9 protein-coding genes are annotated in these 14,369 nt (G+C 71.4%); 1 reads left to right on the top strand and 8 read right to left on the bottom strand.

The window, feature by feature from the left end; genetic code table 11:
* Positions 1 to 295 precede the first annotated feature (295 nt).
* Entirely contained in the window at positions 296 to 2,419 is a 2,124-nt protein-coding gene (locus ACFV6E_RS32385) for a type IIA DNA topoisomerase subunit B (RefSeq protein ID WP_385466483.1), read from the bottom strand.
* A gap of 439 nt (positions 2,420 to 2,858) precedes the next feature.
* On the opposite strand from ACFV6E_RS32385, the gene ACFV6E_RS32390 reads away from it, so the two are divergent.
* Positions 2,859 to 3,089 (top strand): hypothetical protein, encoded by a 231-nt coding sequence (locus ACFV6E_RS32390; RefSeq protein WP_385159686.1) that lies wholly within the window; start codon positions 2,859 to 2,861, stop codon positions 3,087 to 3,089.
* Between the two features lie 110 nt (positions 3,090 to 3,199).
* On the opposite strand, the gene ACFV6E_RS32395 is transcribed toward ACFV6E_RS32390, so the two are convergent.
* From ACFV6E_RS32395 to ACFV6E_RS32425, 7 genes are all read right to left on the bottom strand, one after another.
* The gene (locus tag ACFV6E_RS32395; protein WP_385466486.1) at positions 3,200 to 4,024 is read right to left on the bottom strand and encodes a serine protease; all 825 of its coding nucleotides are present in this window, start codon (positions 4,022 to 4,024) and stop codon (positions 3,200 to 3,202) included.
* A 132-nt stretch (positions 4,025 to 4,156) separates the two neighbouring features.
* Positions 4,157 to 5,695, bottom strand: a complete 1,539-nt coding sequence (locus ACFV6E_RS32400; protein WP_385466489.1) for an RNA polymerase sigma factor — start codon at positions 5,693 to 5,695, stop codon at positions 4,157 to 4,159.
* A gap of 429 nt (positions 5,696 to 6,124) precedes the next feature.
* Positions 6,125 to 7,012 carry a FadR/GntR family transcriptional regulator gene (locus ACFV6E_RS32405; protein WP_385159680.1) on the bottom strand — a complete coding sequence of 296 codons (888 nt, stop codon included), beginning with the start codon at positions 7,010 to 7,012 and terminating at the stop codon, positions 6,125 to 6,127.
* 162 nt (positions 7,013 to 7,174) lie between these two features.
* Positions 7,175 to 8,929 (bottom strand): ATP-binding cassette domain-containing protein, encoded by a 1,755-nt coding sequence (locus tag ACFV6E_RS32410; RefSeq protein WP_385466492.1) that lies wholly within the window; start codon positions 8,927 to 8,929, stop codon positions 7,175 to 7,177.
* A gap of 129 nt (positions 8,930 to 9,058) precedes the next feature.
* Complete coding sequence (locus ACFV6E_RS32415; protein ID WP_385159676.1) at positions 9,059 to 9,817, bottom strand: NUDIX domain-containing protein; 759 nt, start codon at positions 9,815 to 9,817, stop codon at positions 9,059 to 9,061.
* Between the two features lie 129 nt (positions 9,818 to 9,946).
* Positions 9,947 to 11,860: a glycogen debranching N-terminal domain-containing protein gene (locus ACFV6E_RS32420; RefSeq protein ID WP_385159810.1), complete on the bottom strand. Its 1,914-nt coding sequence runs from the start codon at positions 11,858 to 11,860 to the stop codon at positions 9,947 to 9,949.
* A gap of 551 nt (positions 11,861 to 12,411) precedes the next feature.
* On the bottom strand, positions 12,412 to 14,001 hold the full coding sequence (locus ACFV6E_RS32425; RefSeq protein WP_385159674.1) for a DUF4192 family protein: 1,590 nt from the start codon (positions 13,999 to 14,001) through the stop codon (positions 12,412 to 12,414).
* Positions 14,002 to 14,369: the final 368 nt, after the last annotated feature.

Raw genomic sequence — 14,369 nt, forward strand, 5'->3', positions numbered from 1 at the left:
GGGAGCTGTCGACGCCTTCGACGCTACGGAAAACGGCTGGTCGGCAGATCGGCGCACGGGTGGACCGGAGGTGGATCTCTCCACGGCCTGTCTCTCCACCCACGGGTGGAGACGTCCTCTACCGGGCCGGTCGGCACCGCCGGACCGACCGCTTCCGGTGCCCGCCCCCCGCCTGCCCACGCGAGTCCACCCGCCACGGCCGGCGAAATCCCCGGCGTCCACCCGGCACCGTATCCGCACTGATCGGCCCCCGTCCGAGCTCGGACGGGGGCCGATCCGCAAACCGCGAAGATCCCTACGCGTCGATCCGCGACCGGTCCAGCGTGGCCGCGGAGTTGGAGATGAACTCCTTGCGCGGCGCGACGTCGTTGCCCATCAGCAGGTCGAACACCCGCTCGGACGCTTCGAGGTCGGCGATGTTGATCCGGCGCAGGGTGCGCTGGCGCGGATCCATCGTGGTCTCGGCCAGCTGGTCCGCGTCCATCTCACCGAGGCCCTTGTAGCGCTGGATGGAGTCCTTGTAGCGCACGTTCTTGCGCTGGAGCTCGAGGAGCGTCTCGCGCAGTTCCCGGTCCGAGTACGTGTAGATGTACTTCTCCTGCCCCTTCTTGGGCTGGCTGAGCTCGATGCGGTGCAGCGGCGGCACCGCGGCGAACACCCGGCCGGCCTCGACCATGGGCCGCATGTAGCGCTGGAACAGGGTCAGCAGCAGCGTGCGGATGTGGGAGCCGTCCACGTCGGCGTCGGTCATCATGATGATTTTGCCGTAGCGGGCCGTGTCGATGTCGAAGGTCCGGCCGGACCCGGCTCCTATGACCTGGATGATCGCTCCGCACTCCGCGTTCTTGAGCATGTCCGTGACGGACGCCTTCTGAACGTTGAGGATCTTGCCGCGGATCGGGAGCAGTGCCTGGAACTCGGAGTTCCGGGCGAGCTTGGCGGTGCCGAGCGCGGAGTCTCCCTCGACGATGAAGAGCTCGCTGCGCTCCACGTCGTCGCTGCGGCAGTCCGCGAGCTTCGCGGGCAGCGACGAGGACTCCAGGGCCGTCTTGCGGCGCTGCGCGTCCTTGTGCTGACGTGCGGCGATGCGCGTCCGGGCGGCGGCGACGGCCTTCTCCATCACGACCCGCGCCTGGGCGGCGGCGTCCCGCTTGGTGGAGGTCAAGAACGCCTTGAGCTCCTTGGCGATCACGTTCGCCACGATGCGGCGGGCCGCCGACGTGCCGAGCACCTCCTTGGTCTGGCCCTCGAACTGCGGCTCGGCGAGACGCACGGTGACGACGGCGGTGAGGCCCTCCAGGGCGTCGTCCTTGACGATGTCGTCCTCGGCGACGCGCAGCAGCTTCTTGGTCCGCAGCGCCTCGTTCATGGTGGTGGCCACGGCCTGCTCGAAGCCCGCGACATGGGTGCCGCCCTTGGGGGTGGCGATGATGTTCACGAACGACTTGAGGGTCGTGTCGTAGCCCGTGCCCCAGCGCATGGCCACGTCGACGCCGAGCTCCCGGGTGACCTGGGTGGGGGTCATCTGACCGTGCTCGTCCAGGACGGGGACGGTCTCTCTGAAGGTGCCCTGCCCGGAGAAGCGCAGTACGTCGCAGATGGGCCTGTCGGAGGCCAGGTACTCGCAGAACTCGCTGATGCCGCCGTCGAAGCGGAAGGACTCCTCGCCCTTGCTGCCGCCCTCGCCGAGCCCGTACTCGTCGCGGACGACGAGGGTCAGGCCCGGTACCAGGAAGGCGGTCTGGCGGGCGCGCTGGTGCAGGTTCTCCAGGGAGAGCTTCGCGTCCTTGAGGAAGATCTGGCGGTCGGCCCAGTAGCGCACGCGCGTGCCGCTGCGCGTCTTGGGGATCTTCTTGGCCTTGCGCAGACCGCTCCCGGCCTCGAACTTCGCGTCGGCCCCGGTTCCGGCGAAGGCACCCGGCACACCGCGCCGGAAGCTGATCGCGTGGGTCTGCCCGCCGCGGTCGACCTCCACGTCCAGGCGTGCGGAGAGCGCGTTCACCACGGAGGCGCCCACGCCGTGCAGACCGCCGGAGGCCGCGTACGAGCCGCCGCCGAACTTGCCGCCGGCGTGCAGCTTGGTCATCACGACCTCGACACCGGAGAGGCCGGTCTTGGGTTCCACGTCCACGGGGATGCCGCGGCCGTTGTCCCGGACCTCCACGGAGCCGTCGTCGTGGAGGATCACCTCGATGTGGTCGCAGTAGCCGCCGAGGGCCTCGTCCACGGAGTTGTCGATGATCTCCCAGAGGCAGTGCATCAGGCCGCGGCTGTCGGTCGACCCGATGTACATGCCGGGGCGCTTGCGTACGGCTTCGAGCCCCTCAAGGACGAGCAGGTGCCGCGCGGTGTAGTTGGAACCGTCCCGGTCTGCTCCGGTCAGCAGCGCTGTGGACGGCACGGACGTTTCGGCGGTCACGCGGTTCGCTCCTCGCTGAATTTCAGATGGGGCCCCATTGGGTAAGGGCGCGGCTTCATTCGCCGCTCAGAGGGTACCGAGGCCTGGTAGAGCCGATGTAACGCCACCCTCGTTGGAAGTCAGAGTAGTCCAGAGTCGCATAAGCGTTCGATCCCTCGATGGAGTGAAGTACATATCACGTTCCCTTCGGGGCATGAACCATTTAGGCTCCGGGCACGTCCTCATGAACAACCGGCAAGCCAGCCGGGAGGACCGACACTGACAGACAACGCGAACCCGTAAGACGCGAACCACGTAATACGGCACATTCGCCGCCAACCGGCAGCAGACAGCCACCTCGGAGAAAAACTTTCGAGGAGAAGCCACGAGCGGGAACGTTTTCGGCCTGGTTGGATGTTGACCCTGGTACGACAGCTCGTCGAGCTAGAGAAGAGGCGACGTGACTACTGTTCTGACCCCCGCGAGCCCGCTGACGGCCGCTGACCGCTGCGACCGTTGCGGCGCCCAGGCATATCTGCGCGTCGTCCTCCTGAGCGGCGGAGAACTGCTCTTCTGCGCCCACCACGGTCGCAAGTTCGAGCCGGAACTCAAGAAGATCGCCGCTGAGATACAGGACGAGACGGAGCGGCTGACGGCCGTTCCGGCAAGCGCCAACGACGAAGAGCGCTGACACTTCGCGTCGACGACGAGCGAGTGCCGGCATCAGGCCGGTAGTGGGCGGCCACCCCCTCGATACAGGGAGTGGCCGCCCGCTCTCGTCAGTCACGTGTAAACACGCGCTCAGAGACCGTCGCGATCACCGAGCGCCTCGACGGCCGCCGAGACCCGGGTGTACACACCGGGGCTGTCGGGCCGTCCACAGCCGCTTCCCCAGGACACCAGGCCGATCAGCCGCCCGTGGGCGACCAGCGGGCCCCCGCTGTCCCCCTGGCAGGCGTCCCGCCCTCCGGCCACCCGTCCCGCGCACAGCATGGACGAAGCCTGGTAGGTGCCCTCCGCGGTACCCGGATATGCCTCGTCGCAGGCGCGGTCGTCAAGCACCTTTATGCGCGCCGCCCGCAGGCTGTGCGCGTAGTCCCCGCCGCCCGAGGTGTCCCCCCAGCCGTAGACCTCGGCCTCGGTCCCCGGCGCGTACGCTGAATCGCCCGCCGCGGCCGCACGGATGGCGTAGCTCTCCGGGAGCGGTGAGGCCAGTGTGACGAGCCCGAAGTCTCCGACGTTCGTATAACTGTCGTAGTCGGGGTTGACCCAGACGTCGCGTACCGCGACCTCCCTGCCCCCGCTCGACAGCAGGTCCCCCCGGCCCGCGATGACTTTCAGATCCTGAATCTGCCGGGCCGGTGCCCCCAGGACGTCCGCGCTGAGGCAGTGCGCCGCTGTGAGGACCGTCGAGCGGCCGATCACCACGCCTCCGCAGAACTGCCCCGCCCGCGTACCTCCGAACCGGTCACGGCTGGACAGTGCCACCGTCCACGGGCTCTGGGAGATCTCGACGGGGTAGCCACCGACGACAACGCTGTCGGCCGCCGAAGGGGCGGGCGACGCCAGCGGTATCACGGCCGCCGCGGCCGCAAGGGCCAGGACTCGGGAGAAGGGACGACGCATACACGCTCCTCACTCAGGGGTGGTCGTGGAAGACCCAGAGTGATCCAGTCGGAGCAGACGCGCACCCGCGCGCAGACGACGGAGCCCGGCTCCCCGAGGGGAGCCGGGCTCTTCGCGCCGTACCGGTGGGACCTAGTCGAGGTAGTCGCGCAGCACCTGCGAACGCGACGGGTGACGCAGCTTCGACATGGTCTTGGACTCGATCTGACGGATCCGCTCACGCGTGACGCCGTACACCTTGCCGATCTCGTCGAGGGTCTTCGGCTGACCGTCGGTGAGACCGAAGCGCATCGAGACGACGCCCGCCTCGCGCTCGGACAGGGTGTCGAGGACCGAGTGGAGCTGCTCCTGGAGGAGCGTGAAGCTGACCGCGTCGGCCGGCACGACGGCCTCGGAGTCCTCGATGAGGTCACCGAACTCGCTGTCGCCGTCCTCGCCCAGCGGGGTGTGCAGGGAGATCGGCTCGCGGCCGTACTTCTGGACCTCGATGACCTTCTCCGGGGTCATGTCGAGCTCCTTGGCCAGCTCCTCCGGGGTGGGCTCGCGGCCCAGGTCCTGGAGCATCTGGCGCTGCACGCGCGCGAGCTTGTTGATGACCTCGACCATGTGCACCGGGATACGGATGGTGCGGGCCTGGTCGGCCATCGCGCGGGTGATCGCCTGCCGGATCCACCAGGTGGCGTACGTGGAGAACTTGTAGCCCTTGGTGTAGTCGAACTTCTCGACCGCGCGGATCAGACCGAGGTTGCCCTCCTGGATGAGGTCCAGGAAGAGCATGCCGCGGCCGGTGTAGCGCTTGGCCAGGGAGACCACCAGACGGAGGTTGGCCTCCAGGAGGTGGTTCTTGGCGCGGCGGCCGTCCTCGGCGATGATCTCCAGCTCGCGCTTGAGCTTGGGGGCGAGCTTGTCGGCGTTGGCCAGCTTGTCCTCGGCGAACAGACCGGCCTCGATGCGCTTGGCGAGCTCGACCTCCTGCTCGGCGTTGAGCAGCGGGACCTTGCCGATCTGCTTGAGGTAGTCCTTCACCGGGTCGGCGGTGGCGCCGGCCGCGGCGACCTGCTGCGCCGGGGCGTCGTCCTCGTCCTCGTCGGACAGGACAAAACCGGCGTTCTCGGTGCCCTCGGGCTCCTCGCCGGCCTTGCCAGGTGCGGGGGTCTCCTCGGCCGCCTCGTCGTCGATCAGCTCGACGTCGTCCTTCTTGGCGGTGGTCTTCTTGGCCGCCGTCTTCTTGGCGACGGTCTTCTTGGCGACCGCTTTCTTGGCGGTCGTCTTCTTGGCGGCGACCTTCTTGGCGGACGCGTCGTCACCCGGGGCGTCGGCGGCGGTGGCCGCCGGAGCGGCCGTGGCGGTCGCCTTCTTGGCGGTCACCGTCTTCGCCGCGACGGTCTTGGTGGCGGTGCGCTTGGCCGGGCTCTTGGCTGCGACGCTCTTCCGGGTGCGCTTGGGCTCCGCGGCACTGACCATCAGCGTCACACCCTCTTCCTCGAGGATCTGGTTGAGGCTGCGCAGTACGTTCTTCCACTGAGTGGCCGGAATCTGGTCAGCTTCGAAGGCCCGACGCACGTCATCGCCGGCGATCTGCCCCTCAGCCTTTCCCCGCTCGATGAGCGCCATGACAGAGACGGACTCGGCGATCTCCGGCGGGAGCGTACGGGATGTGCTGGCCGACACGAACAACCTCTCGGAACGTTGGAAAACGGCTTCCGGCCCCGTCCAGTGTGGACCGGAGCCGACGACCGCCGACTGGGGATGGGCCGACGGCGCGGGCGGGGGCCGGGGAGATGCACAGCGCCATGAATGGCGTCCGTATTCCTTCCTCGGCTGTCACCTCTTAGGTCATCGCGTTGTTCCGAGGAGCGTTACGCCCAATCTACGTGGCCCGAGTCACACCCCGTAAGCGCTCAAAAGCGCCTTAATGCGGTCAGATGTGGTCATCCTGCGGAATCCGCGACCCGTCGACCGCCAGCCCCCGTCGGATCCGGGAGGGATCCGACGGGGCTCGGCCGGTTCTGCGGGGGCTGTGCGGCCCGGCGGGGATCAGTCCGGGCCGGCCGGCGCGGCGGGACCGCTCTTCCGGCCGCGCCGCCCCCGGCGCCCGCGTCAGTGCTCGCGCGGGGCGGGCACCACGCGCTCCACCTCGGGGTGGACGGTGAGCAGTTGACGCATGGCCGCTTCGGCCGCGGAGCCGTCGCCCGCCGCGAGGGCGTCGACGATGCGCGCGTGGTGCGCCAGGGACGCCTCGTTCGGCCGGTCACAGCCGGTGACCGGGCCGCCGGAGACCTGGAGGGCGGCCGAGACGATCCCGGAGAGGTGCTCCAGCATGCGGTTGCCCGCGACCTGGATGAGGAGGGAGTGGAACTCGGCGTCGGCCCGCGAGAAGGTCAGCGCGTCGCCCTGCCCCATGGCGTGGCTCATGATCTCGACCATGTCGGTGAGCCGTTGCTGCACCTCCTCGCGGCCGTGTCCCGCGGCCAGGCGCGCGGCGAGCGGCTCGATCGTCCAGCGCAGCTCGCTCAGCTCACGGCGCTGGTCGTCGCGCTGCGGCCCGAAGGCGCGCCACTCGATGATGTCCGGATCGAGGAGGTTCCAGTCACTGACGGGGCGCACGCGTGTGCCGACGTTGGGCCGCGCGCTCACGAGCCCCTTCGCCTCCAGGACACGGAGCGATTCGCGGACGACGGTCCGGGAGACCTCGAAACGCTGACCGATCTCCTCCGGCACGAGCGGGCGGTCCGCGCCCAGATCCCCGGAGACGATCATCTGGCCGAGCTGTTGGACGAGTTGGCCGTGCAGTCCGCGTCCGCGGCTGCCCGCGGCGCGCCGGCCCACGCGGCCCAGCTCGGGGTCCGTGCTCTCCCAGGAAGGGACACCGACGCGGTCGGCGCCGGGGGCGTCGGCATAGGGGTAGCGGTCGAGTTCGCCCGGGCCGGCCAGGCCGGAGTCTGCGGAGCGGGCGGCGGTCATCATGGTGTGCGCAAGGGTACTCACGGATCAGTTGTCGGCGTCCCGATCAACTCCCTTGAGGTCTTTGGTGAAAAGCACACGAAAGGGTGATCGCTCACTCCGTCGCAATTGACGCCTTATCGGAAAGAAATGGGCGTTCTCAGGGGAGTTGTGCGCAGCGGCGGCTCGGACCGGCGTGACCGGTCGTCATCGGACTCTGCCGCGCGAAGTCGTGAGCAGAAACGCGCAGAGCAGAGCGGTCAGCGACAACATCAGTGCCCCGCCCACGGGTTGGGCGATCAGCCGCGCCCCGGCCGCCAGGAACCGTTCACCTCCGAACGGCCACTGCATGAGCAGCAGCTCCCGCAGCCGTACGGAGAACCCGACCGCGGCCCGCACGGACGGCCCCTCGAAAAGCCTCTGTACGAGCGGTACGACGACGACCGGCACGGTCAGTACGGCGGCGAGCCCTGCCGTGGTGGACCGGAAGAGGCCGGCGGCCAGCACGCCCGCCCAGGAGCACCCGATGACGAAGCCGAGCCAACTCGCGCCGAGCGGCAGCCAGTCCGCGGGAACTCCGGCGAGCTCCCGTCCGTACACCAGATACAGGGCGGGCACGTCGCAGGCCACGGTGAGGCAGGCGAGGAGCAGGCCGGTGGCTGCGGCGACGAGGAGTTTGGCGGCGAGCAGCCCCAGGCGGCGGGGCACGGTGCCGCGGTCCGCGGCCAGGGCGGGGTGGCGGAACTCGTCGCCGAAGGCGATCGCGCCGAGCAGGCCCGCGCCCACGGCGGCGGGCGGCAGCGGGAACTCCCGCGGCCAAGCGGCCAGAAGGCGCGCCTGCGGAGTGTGGCCGATCCGCGCCAGCAGCACGGAGAGCAGTACGGAGGTGACCAGGACGACGGCCGCGGTGATGTAGCCGGTGCCGACACCGGTCGCGCGGCGCAGCTCGTAGCGCAGCGGACGGAGCGGGCTGGGTGCCGGGCGGACACCGATGGACGGCAGCAGGGGGGACAAGGAATCGGTGGCCCCGGAATCCGCCGTGTCAGGCGTCTCAGGGGCGGGCTCGGTGGCGGACGAACCTTTTGGAGCACCCATGTCACCGGTCTCGTCGGCCAGTTGATGTACAAGGATGCCGTTGCGGAAGGCCGTTTCGCCGATGTCGGCGCACGTACTGCCGTAGACCGAGAGCCGGTTGCCGTCCTCGGACACGACCTCCACCGAACGGCGGGCGGCTCGCGCTTCCTTGGTCAGCGCGGCGCTGAGCCGGGGGGCGTGCGGACTGCGGACGGCGACCCGGGGCCGCAGCCGGGTGCGGGCGAAGTCGGCCGCTTTCTGATCGGCCACGAGCCTGCCCTGATCGACGGTGACGACCCGGTCGGCGGTGCCGGCCGCCTCCTTGGGGTCGTCGGTGGTGAACAGCACGGCGCCGCCCTGGTCGGCGTGCGTGCGCAGGATCCCGTGCAGCCAGCGGGCTTCACGCACAGCGAGACCGGCCGTGGGCTGGTCGAGCACGAGCGTGTGCGGGTCGGGCAGGAGGGCACACGCGAGACCGAGACGGCGGTCCATGCCGCGGGAGAGAGCGCCCAGGCGTTCCTCGCGCAGGCCGTCGAGCCCCATGGCCTCGATGACTTCGTCGGCGCGGCGTACGGGTACGCCCGCGGCGGCGCACAGCATGCGGAGTTGGCCGCGCACCGTGCGGGCCGGGTGGCCCGGTACGTCCCCGAGCTGGACGCCGACCTCCCGGGACGGATGGGGGATGCGGTGCAGCGGGCGGCCCCTGAAGTAGGTGACTCCGCGGCCCCGTTCGAGTTCGAGCATGAGTCTCAGCGCCGTCGTCTTGCCGGCGCCCGGGGCTCCGAGGAGCGCGGTGACGTGCCCCGCCCGGGCTTCGAAGGACACGTCGTCGAGGGCGGGCGGCAGCTCCTTGCGAGGGCTGCTGGTCAGTCCGATGGCCTGGATCACGCGATGCAATTTAGCGCGACATGTCGCATTTTGCGGGCACCTTGAGCATGCCTCGGCCTCACCAATCCGCGTGCTGCCTCGGATCGCCCGGCTTCCGAGGGCCACCCTTGCGGTATCCGGCGCCCGGCGTCAGACCTCGGGACGCAGCATGGGGGGATTGAGCAGCGTGGCACCGCCCGCGCGGAAGAGCTGCGCGGGCCGCCCGCCCTGCCGGGTCGTCGTGCCCCCGGTGGGCACGAGGAAGCCCGGGGTGCCCGTCACCTTGCGGTGGAAGTTGCGCGGGTCGAGCGCCACGCCCCATACCGCCTCGTACACCCGGCGCAGCTCGCCGACGGTGAACTCGCTCGGGCAGAAGGCCGTGGCCAGCGACGAGTACTCGATCTTGGAGCGGGCCCGCTCCACACCGTCCGCCAGGATCTGCGCGTGATCGAAGGCGAGCGGCGCGGCCTGCTCCCCGTCGCGGCCGTAACCGCCCTGCTGCAACAGCTCGTCGACGGGGGCCCATCGCGCGCTGTTGGCGTCGCCGCCCGCCCGGGGCGCCGGCAGGTCCGGGGCCAGCGCGAGATGGGCGACGCTGACCACCCGCATCCGGGGGTCGCGCTTGGGGTCGCCGTAGGTCGCGAGCTGCTCCAGGTGCGCCCCGTTGTCCTGTGCGGGGGCGGACGGGTCGTGGGCGCACAGCCCGGTCTCCTCCCCGAGCTCGCGCGCCGCCGCCTGGGACAGGTCCTCGTCGGCCCGTACGAAGCCTCCTGGGAGCGCCCACCGTCCCTGGAACGGTGTCTCGCCCCTCTTCACCGCCAGCGCGCACAGGGCATGGCGGCGCACGGTCAGCACGACCAGGTCCACGGTCACGGCGAAGGGCGGAAAGGCCGACGGGTCGTAGGACATGCCGCGATCATAGTCGTCTGCCTGACGATAAACACTCCCTTCGCCGAGCGCTTCCCGGTTGATCCAGAACCCGCCGGTGCACGGACCGGCGCATCCGCGAAACTTCGCGCCGTACCGGTTCCCGCCTGGTCACATGCCCAACTGCAGTCCGTCCGCCGCCTCCTCGACCATGGCGAGACCCAGTCGGCTCACGCGCACGGAGAAGGGCTCCTCGGCCACCCGCAGACCGGTGAGCCCGATCTCTCCCAGCGGTGCGCCGCGGACAGGGCGCAAGGCGACCGTCCCCGCCGGGACATCGGGGCGGATCCCGGCCAGAGCGGTGAGCAGCCACACCGCCGCGGCCGCCGCGGTGGCCGCAGGCCGGCAGGCCGCCGGGTGCGGCAGCGGGGCGCCGCCCCGCGTGCGCTGCTCGCCCGCGTACATCTCGGGCAGCCGGAAGCCGAAGGTCTCGGCCGCCGCCAGCACGCCCCGCAGCAGCGAACCGGCCTCCTTCTCGTACCCTGCGGCGTTCAGCCCCGCGATCGCGATCGCCGTCTCCTGGATCCGGACCGCACCGCCACGGTGCCCGAACGGGTTGTACGCCGTCTCCTGGGCCCCCAGGCTCCGCAGCCCCCATCCCGAGTCCATCGCCGGGGCTCCGAACAGCCGCGCGAGCTGCTCCGTCTGTACCTTGTCGAGCAGCCCCGGCGCGAGCACTCCCCCGCTCAGCAGGCCCGGGTCGAGGAGGTGCGCGGCGCCCGCGCCGAGGTGGGACACGAGACGTCCGTCGGGTGCGCGGGCGGCGGCGGGTCTGCCGCCGCCGCGGTCCTCGGCCCAGAAGTCCTCGCGGAAGGCGCCGCGCAGCTCCTGGGCCCACTGCCGCAGTCCGGCACCGCCCGGTCTGCCGCAGGCGTCCAGCAGATCGGCGCCCAGCAGCGCGGCACGGTGGGCGTGCGCCTGGGTCTCGCAGCGCTGAGGGCCGCCCGCGGATGGATCAGGCAGGTAGAGGCCGTCTCCGGCGGCACCGCGCAGCCACTGCAGGCAGCGCTCCGCGACGGGCAGCAGTTCCTCCGTGTCCTGCTCGGGCAGCCCCCACAGCCGGGCCTCGGCAAGCAGCGCGGGAAACAGCAGAGTCGCCTCGGTGGCCGTGCAACTCGGCGGCAGATGCGGGCCCGCGTCCCGGCGCGGCCCCGGGATCATGCCGTACTGCTGTCCTGGGCGGACCAGTTGCGTACGGGCGAGTGCGCGCAGCGTGCCCCCGGCGAGGCGGGTACCGAGCGGCAGCGCCATCCGCGCCGACACGAGGGCTTCTACGGGTGCGAGGCCGCAGCGCCACGGAACTCCCGCGGCAAGGTAGGCGTCGGAGGGGTGTCCGGGGTCGCGCACCAGCAGCGCCCCGAGGTCTTCGACGCAGGTGTCCAGGAGCTTCTGGGCTCTGGTGTCGTCGCCCGCGGCGCGGGCCCGGGCGAGCGGGTTCGGCGCGCCTCGCCCCGCGCCGCGGCCGAGTCCGCCGTCCGTCCGGATGCGCAGTTCGATGCTTCTGGAACCGCCCGGGGGCAGTTCCAGGTCCCAGCGCAGCAGGCCCGCCGACGCCAGTGCGTCGACCGGCGGCGGGTCCGCGGTGACGGTCGAGTGACCGGCGGCGCAGGACCAGCGCAGGCCAGCGTCGTGGACGGTGGCGGGCAGCTCCGGTCCCGCTGTGCCCGAGGCGACCGCCCCGAGTTCGGCGAGGTCGGTGCCGAGGGAGACCTCGACGGGCAGCCGCAGGGGACGGAGCGCCGCGCTGCGCAGGGTGATCCGCTCCGTGCCGTCCGCGTGCCTGATCCGTTCGACGACGACGTCCGGGTCGGGACCGCTACCGGCCGACGCGCGCAGGGTGCCCACGAATCTGGCCCGGTCCGCGGCGGCCATCCGGGCCTGTACGGCGAGCGGCTCCCGGCCCGCCACCCGTAGCTGGCAGCGGGAGAGCAGGCGCCGTCCCGCACGGTAAAAGCCGTCCAGGCCACGGCCGGTCAGCTGCCCCTGCTCCGTGGAGATCGCCACCCCCGGGAGGGCGACGCACATCAGCGATCCGTGGGTGGGCGGGAGATCCACGATTCTGCCCGGCGCGGGCAGCGGTACGCCGCGGGCAGCCGGACCGCTTTGGCCGGGGGCGGCCGGGCCGCTCGCGCCGGGAGCGCGAACGGGCGGGCCGGGCATCTCTCTGCGGGGCGGCGGCGGGCCGAGCCCACCGGCGTACCGGGGCGTCGTCCTGTCGGTCGCCTCGGCAGGCGGGCCGGTGCCTTCGGCGGGGGTCGGCGGGCCGCCCTTGTCCGGCACCGGATTCGCGGGCCTGCCGAGGGGCTGGGGGTCGTCGTCGGGATGGAAGGACGGGTTGGGCAGCGGCATGGGACGACTTCTCCTGCGCTCGATACGCCTGGGGCGCGCTCGGCGCCCGGCAAAGGCTGCTGAGGTGGAGCAATGCGACGGGGCGCCTGACACGGGCTCCGCCACTCAGGTGAACGGGGCGGGAGTGTGCGGGGTCACGCGCGACGGCCGGTAAGCAGCCGAATGGCGGTGGTGGGCCGCCCTGCGGTGACCTCGCCATTCACGCTTCCGCACTCACACCTCCTGGTTCACGCCTCCTCGTTCGGGCGTCCTGATTCACGCCTCCTTCCCGTGCCGGGCTGGGTGGCTCGCCGAGGTGTCTGTGACCGGCCCCTGACAGCTCCGCCAGGGCTAGCCGGTTCGCTGCTGTCTGCGCGGCGGGCCGGGCGCGTCCCGGCTCCGTCCGCCGTCCGCGCCCTGCGGTGCCGCCGTCGAACGGTCGTCGAGGGCGGCGCCGGCCGGGGGGACGGTCCGGCGCACGACGACTCGCGCGCGGCGAGACCGGGACCGGCGTCCGGCGGGGACGGATTCGAGGCGGCCGTGTCAGAGGAGGGTGGGTTCGAGACCGCGTCGGAGAACGGGGTCGAGGCGGTGTCGGGTGAGCACAGGTGCGGGGCCGTATCGAGCGAGGGTGGGCTCAGGGCCGTATCGGGTGAGCACGCGGGCTCGGCCGGGGCCGAGGCGGTGGTCTCGGGGCCGACGCGGACGTGCCGTTCGGCTCGCAGACAGCGGCGGATCGACTCCGGGTCGATGCCCTCGTTGCACGCCTGGTGCAGGAGACGGGCGAAGAGGTAGTCGGGGTCCGCGCCGAGGGCCATGGCCAGCGCCTCCCGGGCCTCGATCTCGTCGCCGGACGACCAGGCGACCCAGCCGGCAAGGGTCAGCGGCGCCGCCGCGTGCTCGCCGTAGACGCCCACGCAGCGGCGGGCGAGTGCGCGCCAGAGGCGCAGCGCCGGTCCGGCTTCGTCGCCCTCCATCCACTGAGCCGCCCGGTCGCGGGTCGTACGGTCCTGGAGGGCGAGGATGAGAGCGGCGGCCTCGTCGTGCGCGAGCAGTTCGTCGTCGCGGAGATCGGCTTCGAGCGGCCCCTGGGCGGGACGGGCGTCGGTGAACCGCCTGATGACGGTGCGTGCCAGGTCGAGGGCTGTTTCGGCGACCTCGGCGCGGTGGGCCGCGTCCAGAATCCTGGGGACGATGGCCCTGTTCGCCGCATCGAGTACGGCCTGCTGCTCCAGCGCCGCCGCGGTCTCCCAAGGGCTGAGCCTGGCCCGGAACTCGCGCAGGCTGCCCCGGATCTGCAGTCCCGCGTAGGTCGCTGCGGCCGCGAGGACGGAGGTGCCCGGCAGCCCCATCGGCTCGCCCTCCGGACAGCAGCACTGCTCACTGGGGCAGCAGTACGACCAGTAACGGCCGTCGGAGATGCACAGGGCCTCCACCACGGCCACGTCCAGGTCGCCGCAGCGTGTGCGCATCAGGTGCGCGAGTGGACGCAGGCGTGCCATGACATCCCGCCCCGTCTCGCCGCTCCGCGGTTCCTGGCAGAGGTAGACGATCATGCTCTCGGGCCGGCCGCCCCTGCGCTCGCTTCCCGTGATCAGACCGCGTGCCAATTGTTCGGCCGCCGCGGGCCAGTCGTCCGTCCGGGCGGGGATGCCGAGCCGCGCGCGTCCGCCGAACCGGCCCTGCCGCTCCTTCTCGTGCACGGCGACCAGCACGATGCTGTCCTCCGGGCGGTAGCCCAGCAGATAGGGCAGCGCGTCGGCGAGCTCGGCGGGCGTGCGCAAGGTGACCTGCTGGTCGGCGCCCGCGTTCGCGAGTACGCCGTGTCCGTGTCCCATGAGGGCAAGCGGCTCGGCACCACCGCTGTGTCCCGTCAACGGCTCGGCGCCTTCGCCGTCTCCCGTAACCGGCTCGTCGCCACCGCCGTCACCGGTAACCGGCTCGTCGTCTCCGGCGTCTCCCGCTCGGCCGTTCCCGCGTTCGGCCGCCGAGTCCGCCCGCTTCACCGGTCCCGGACGCCGACGGCCGTCGTGCCTCTGTCCTCGCTCTTTTTCACGCTCCCCTCCTCGCTCGTGTCCTCGCCCATGTCCTCGCTCGCTGATGTCGCCTTCGCCGGACGGGCCGGTCGTTTCGCTGTGCTTCGTCATGCCGGGACCATCCCGCGAATCGGGCGAGTCCGCTGCGGCCTGTGGATAACCTTGATCGT

Origin of the sequence: Streptomyces sp. NPDC059785 (assembly GCF_042732375.1) — a bacterium.
Classification (GTDB): Bacteria; Actinomycetota; Actinomycetes; order Streptomycetales; family Streptomycetaceae; genus Streptomyces.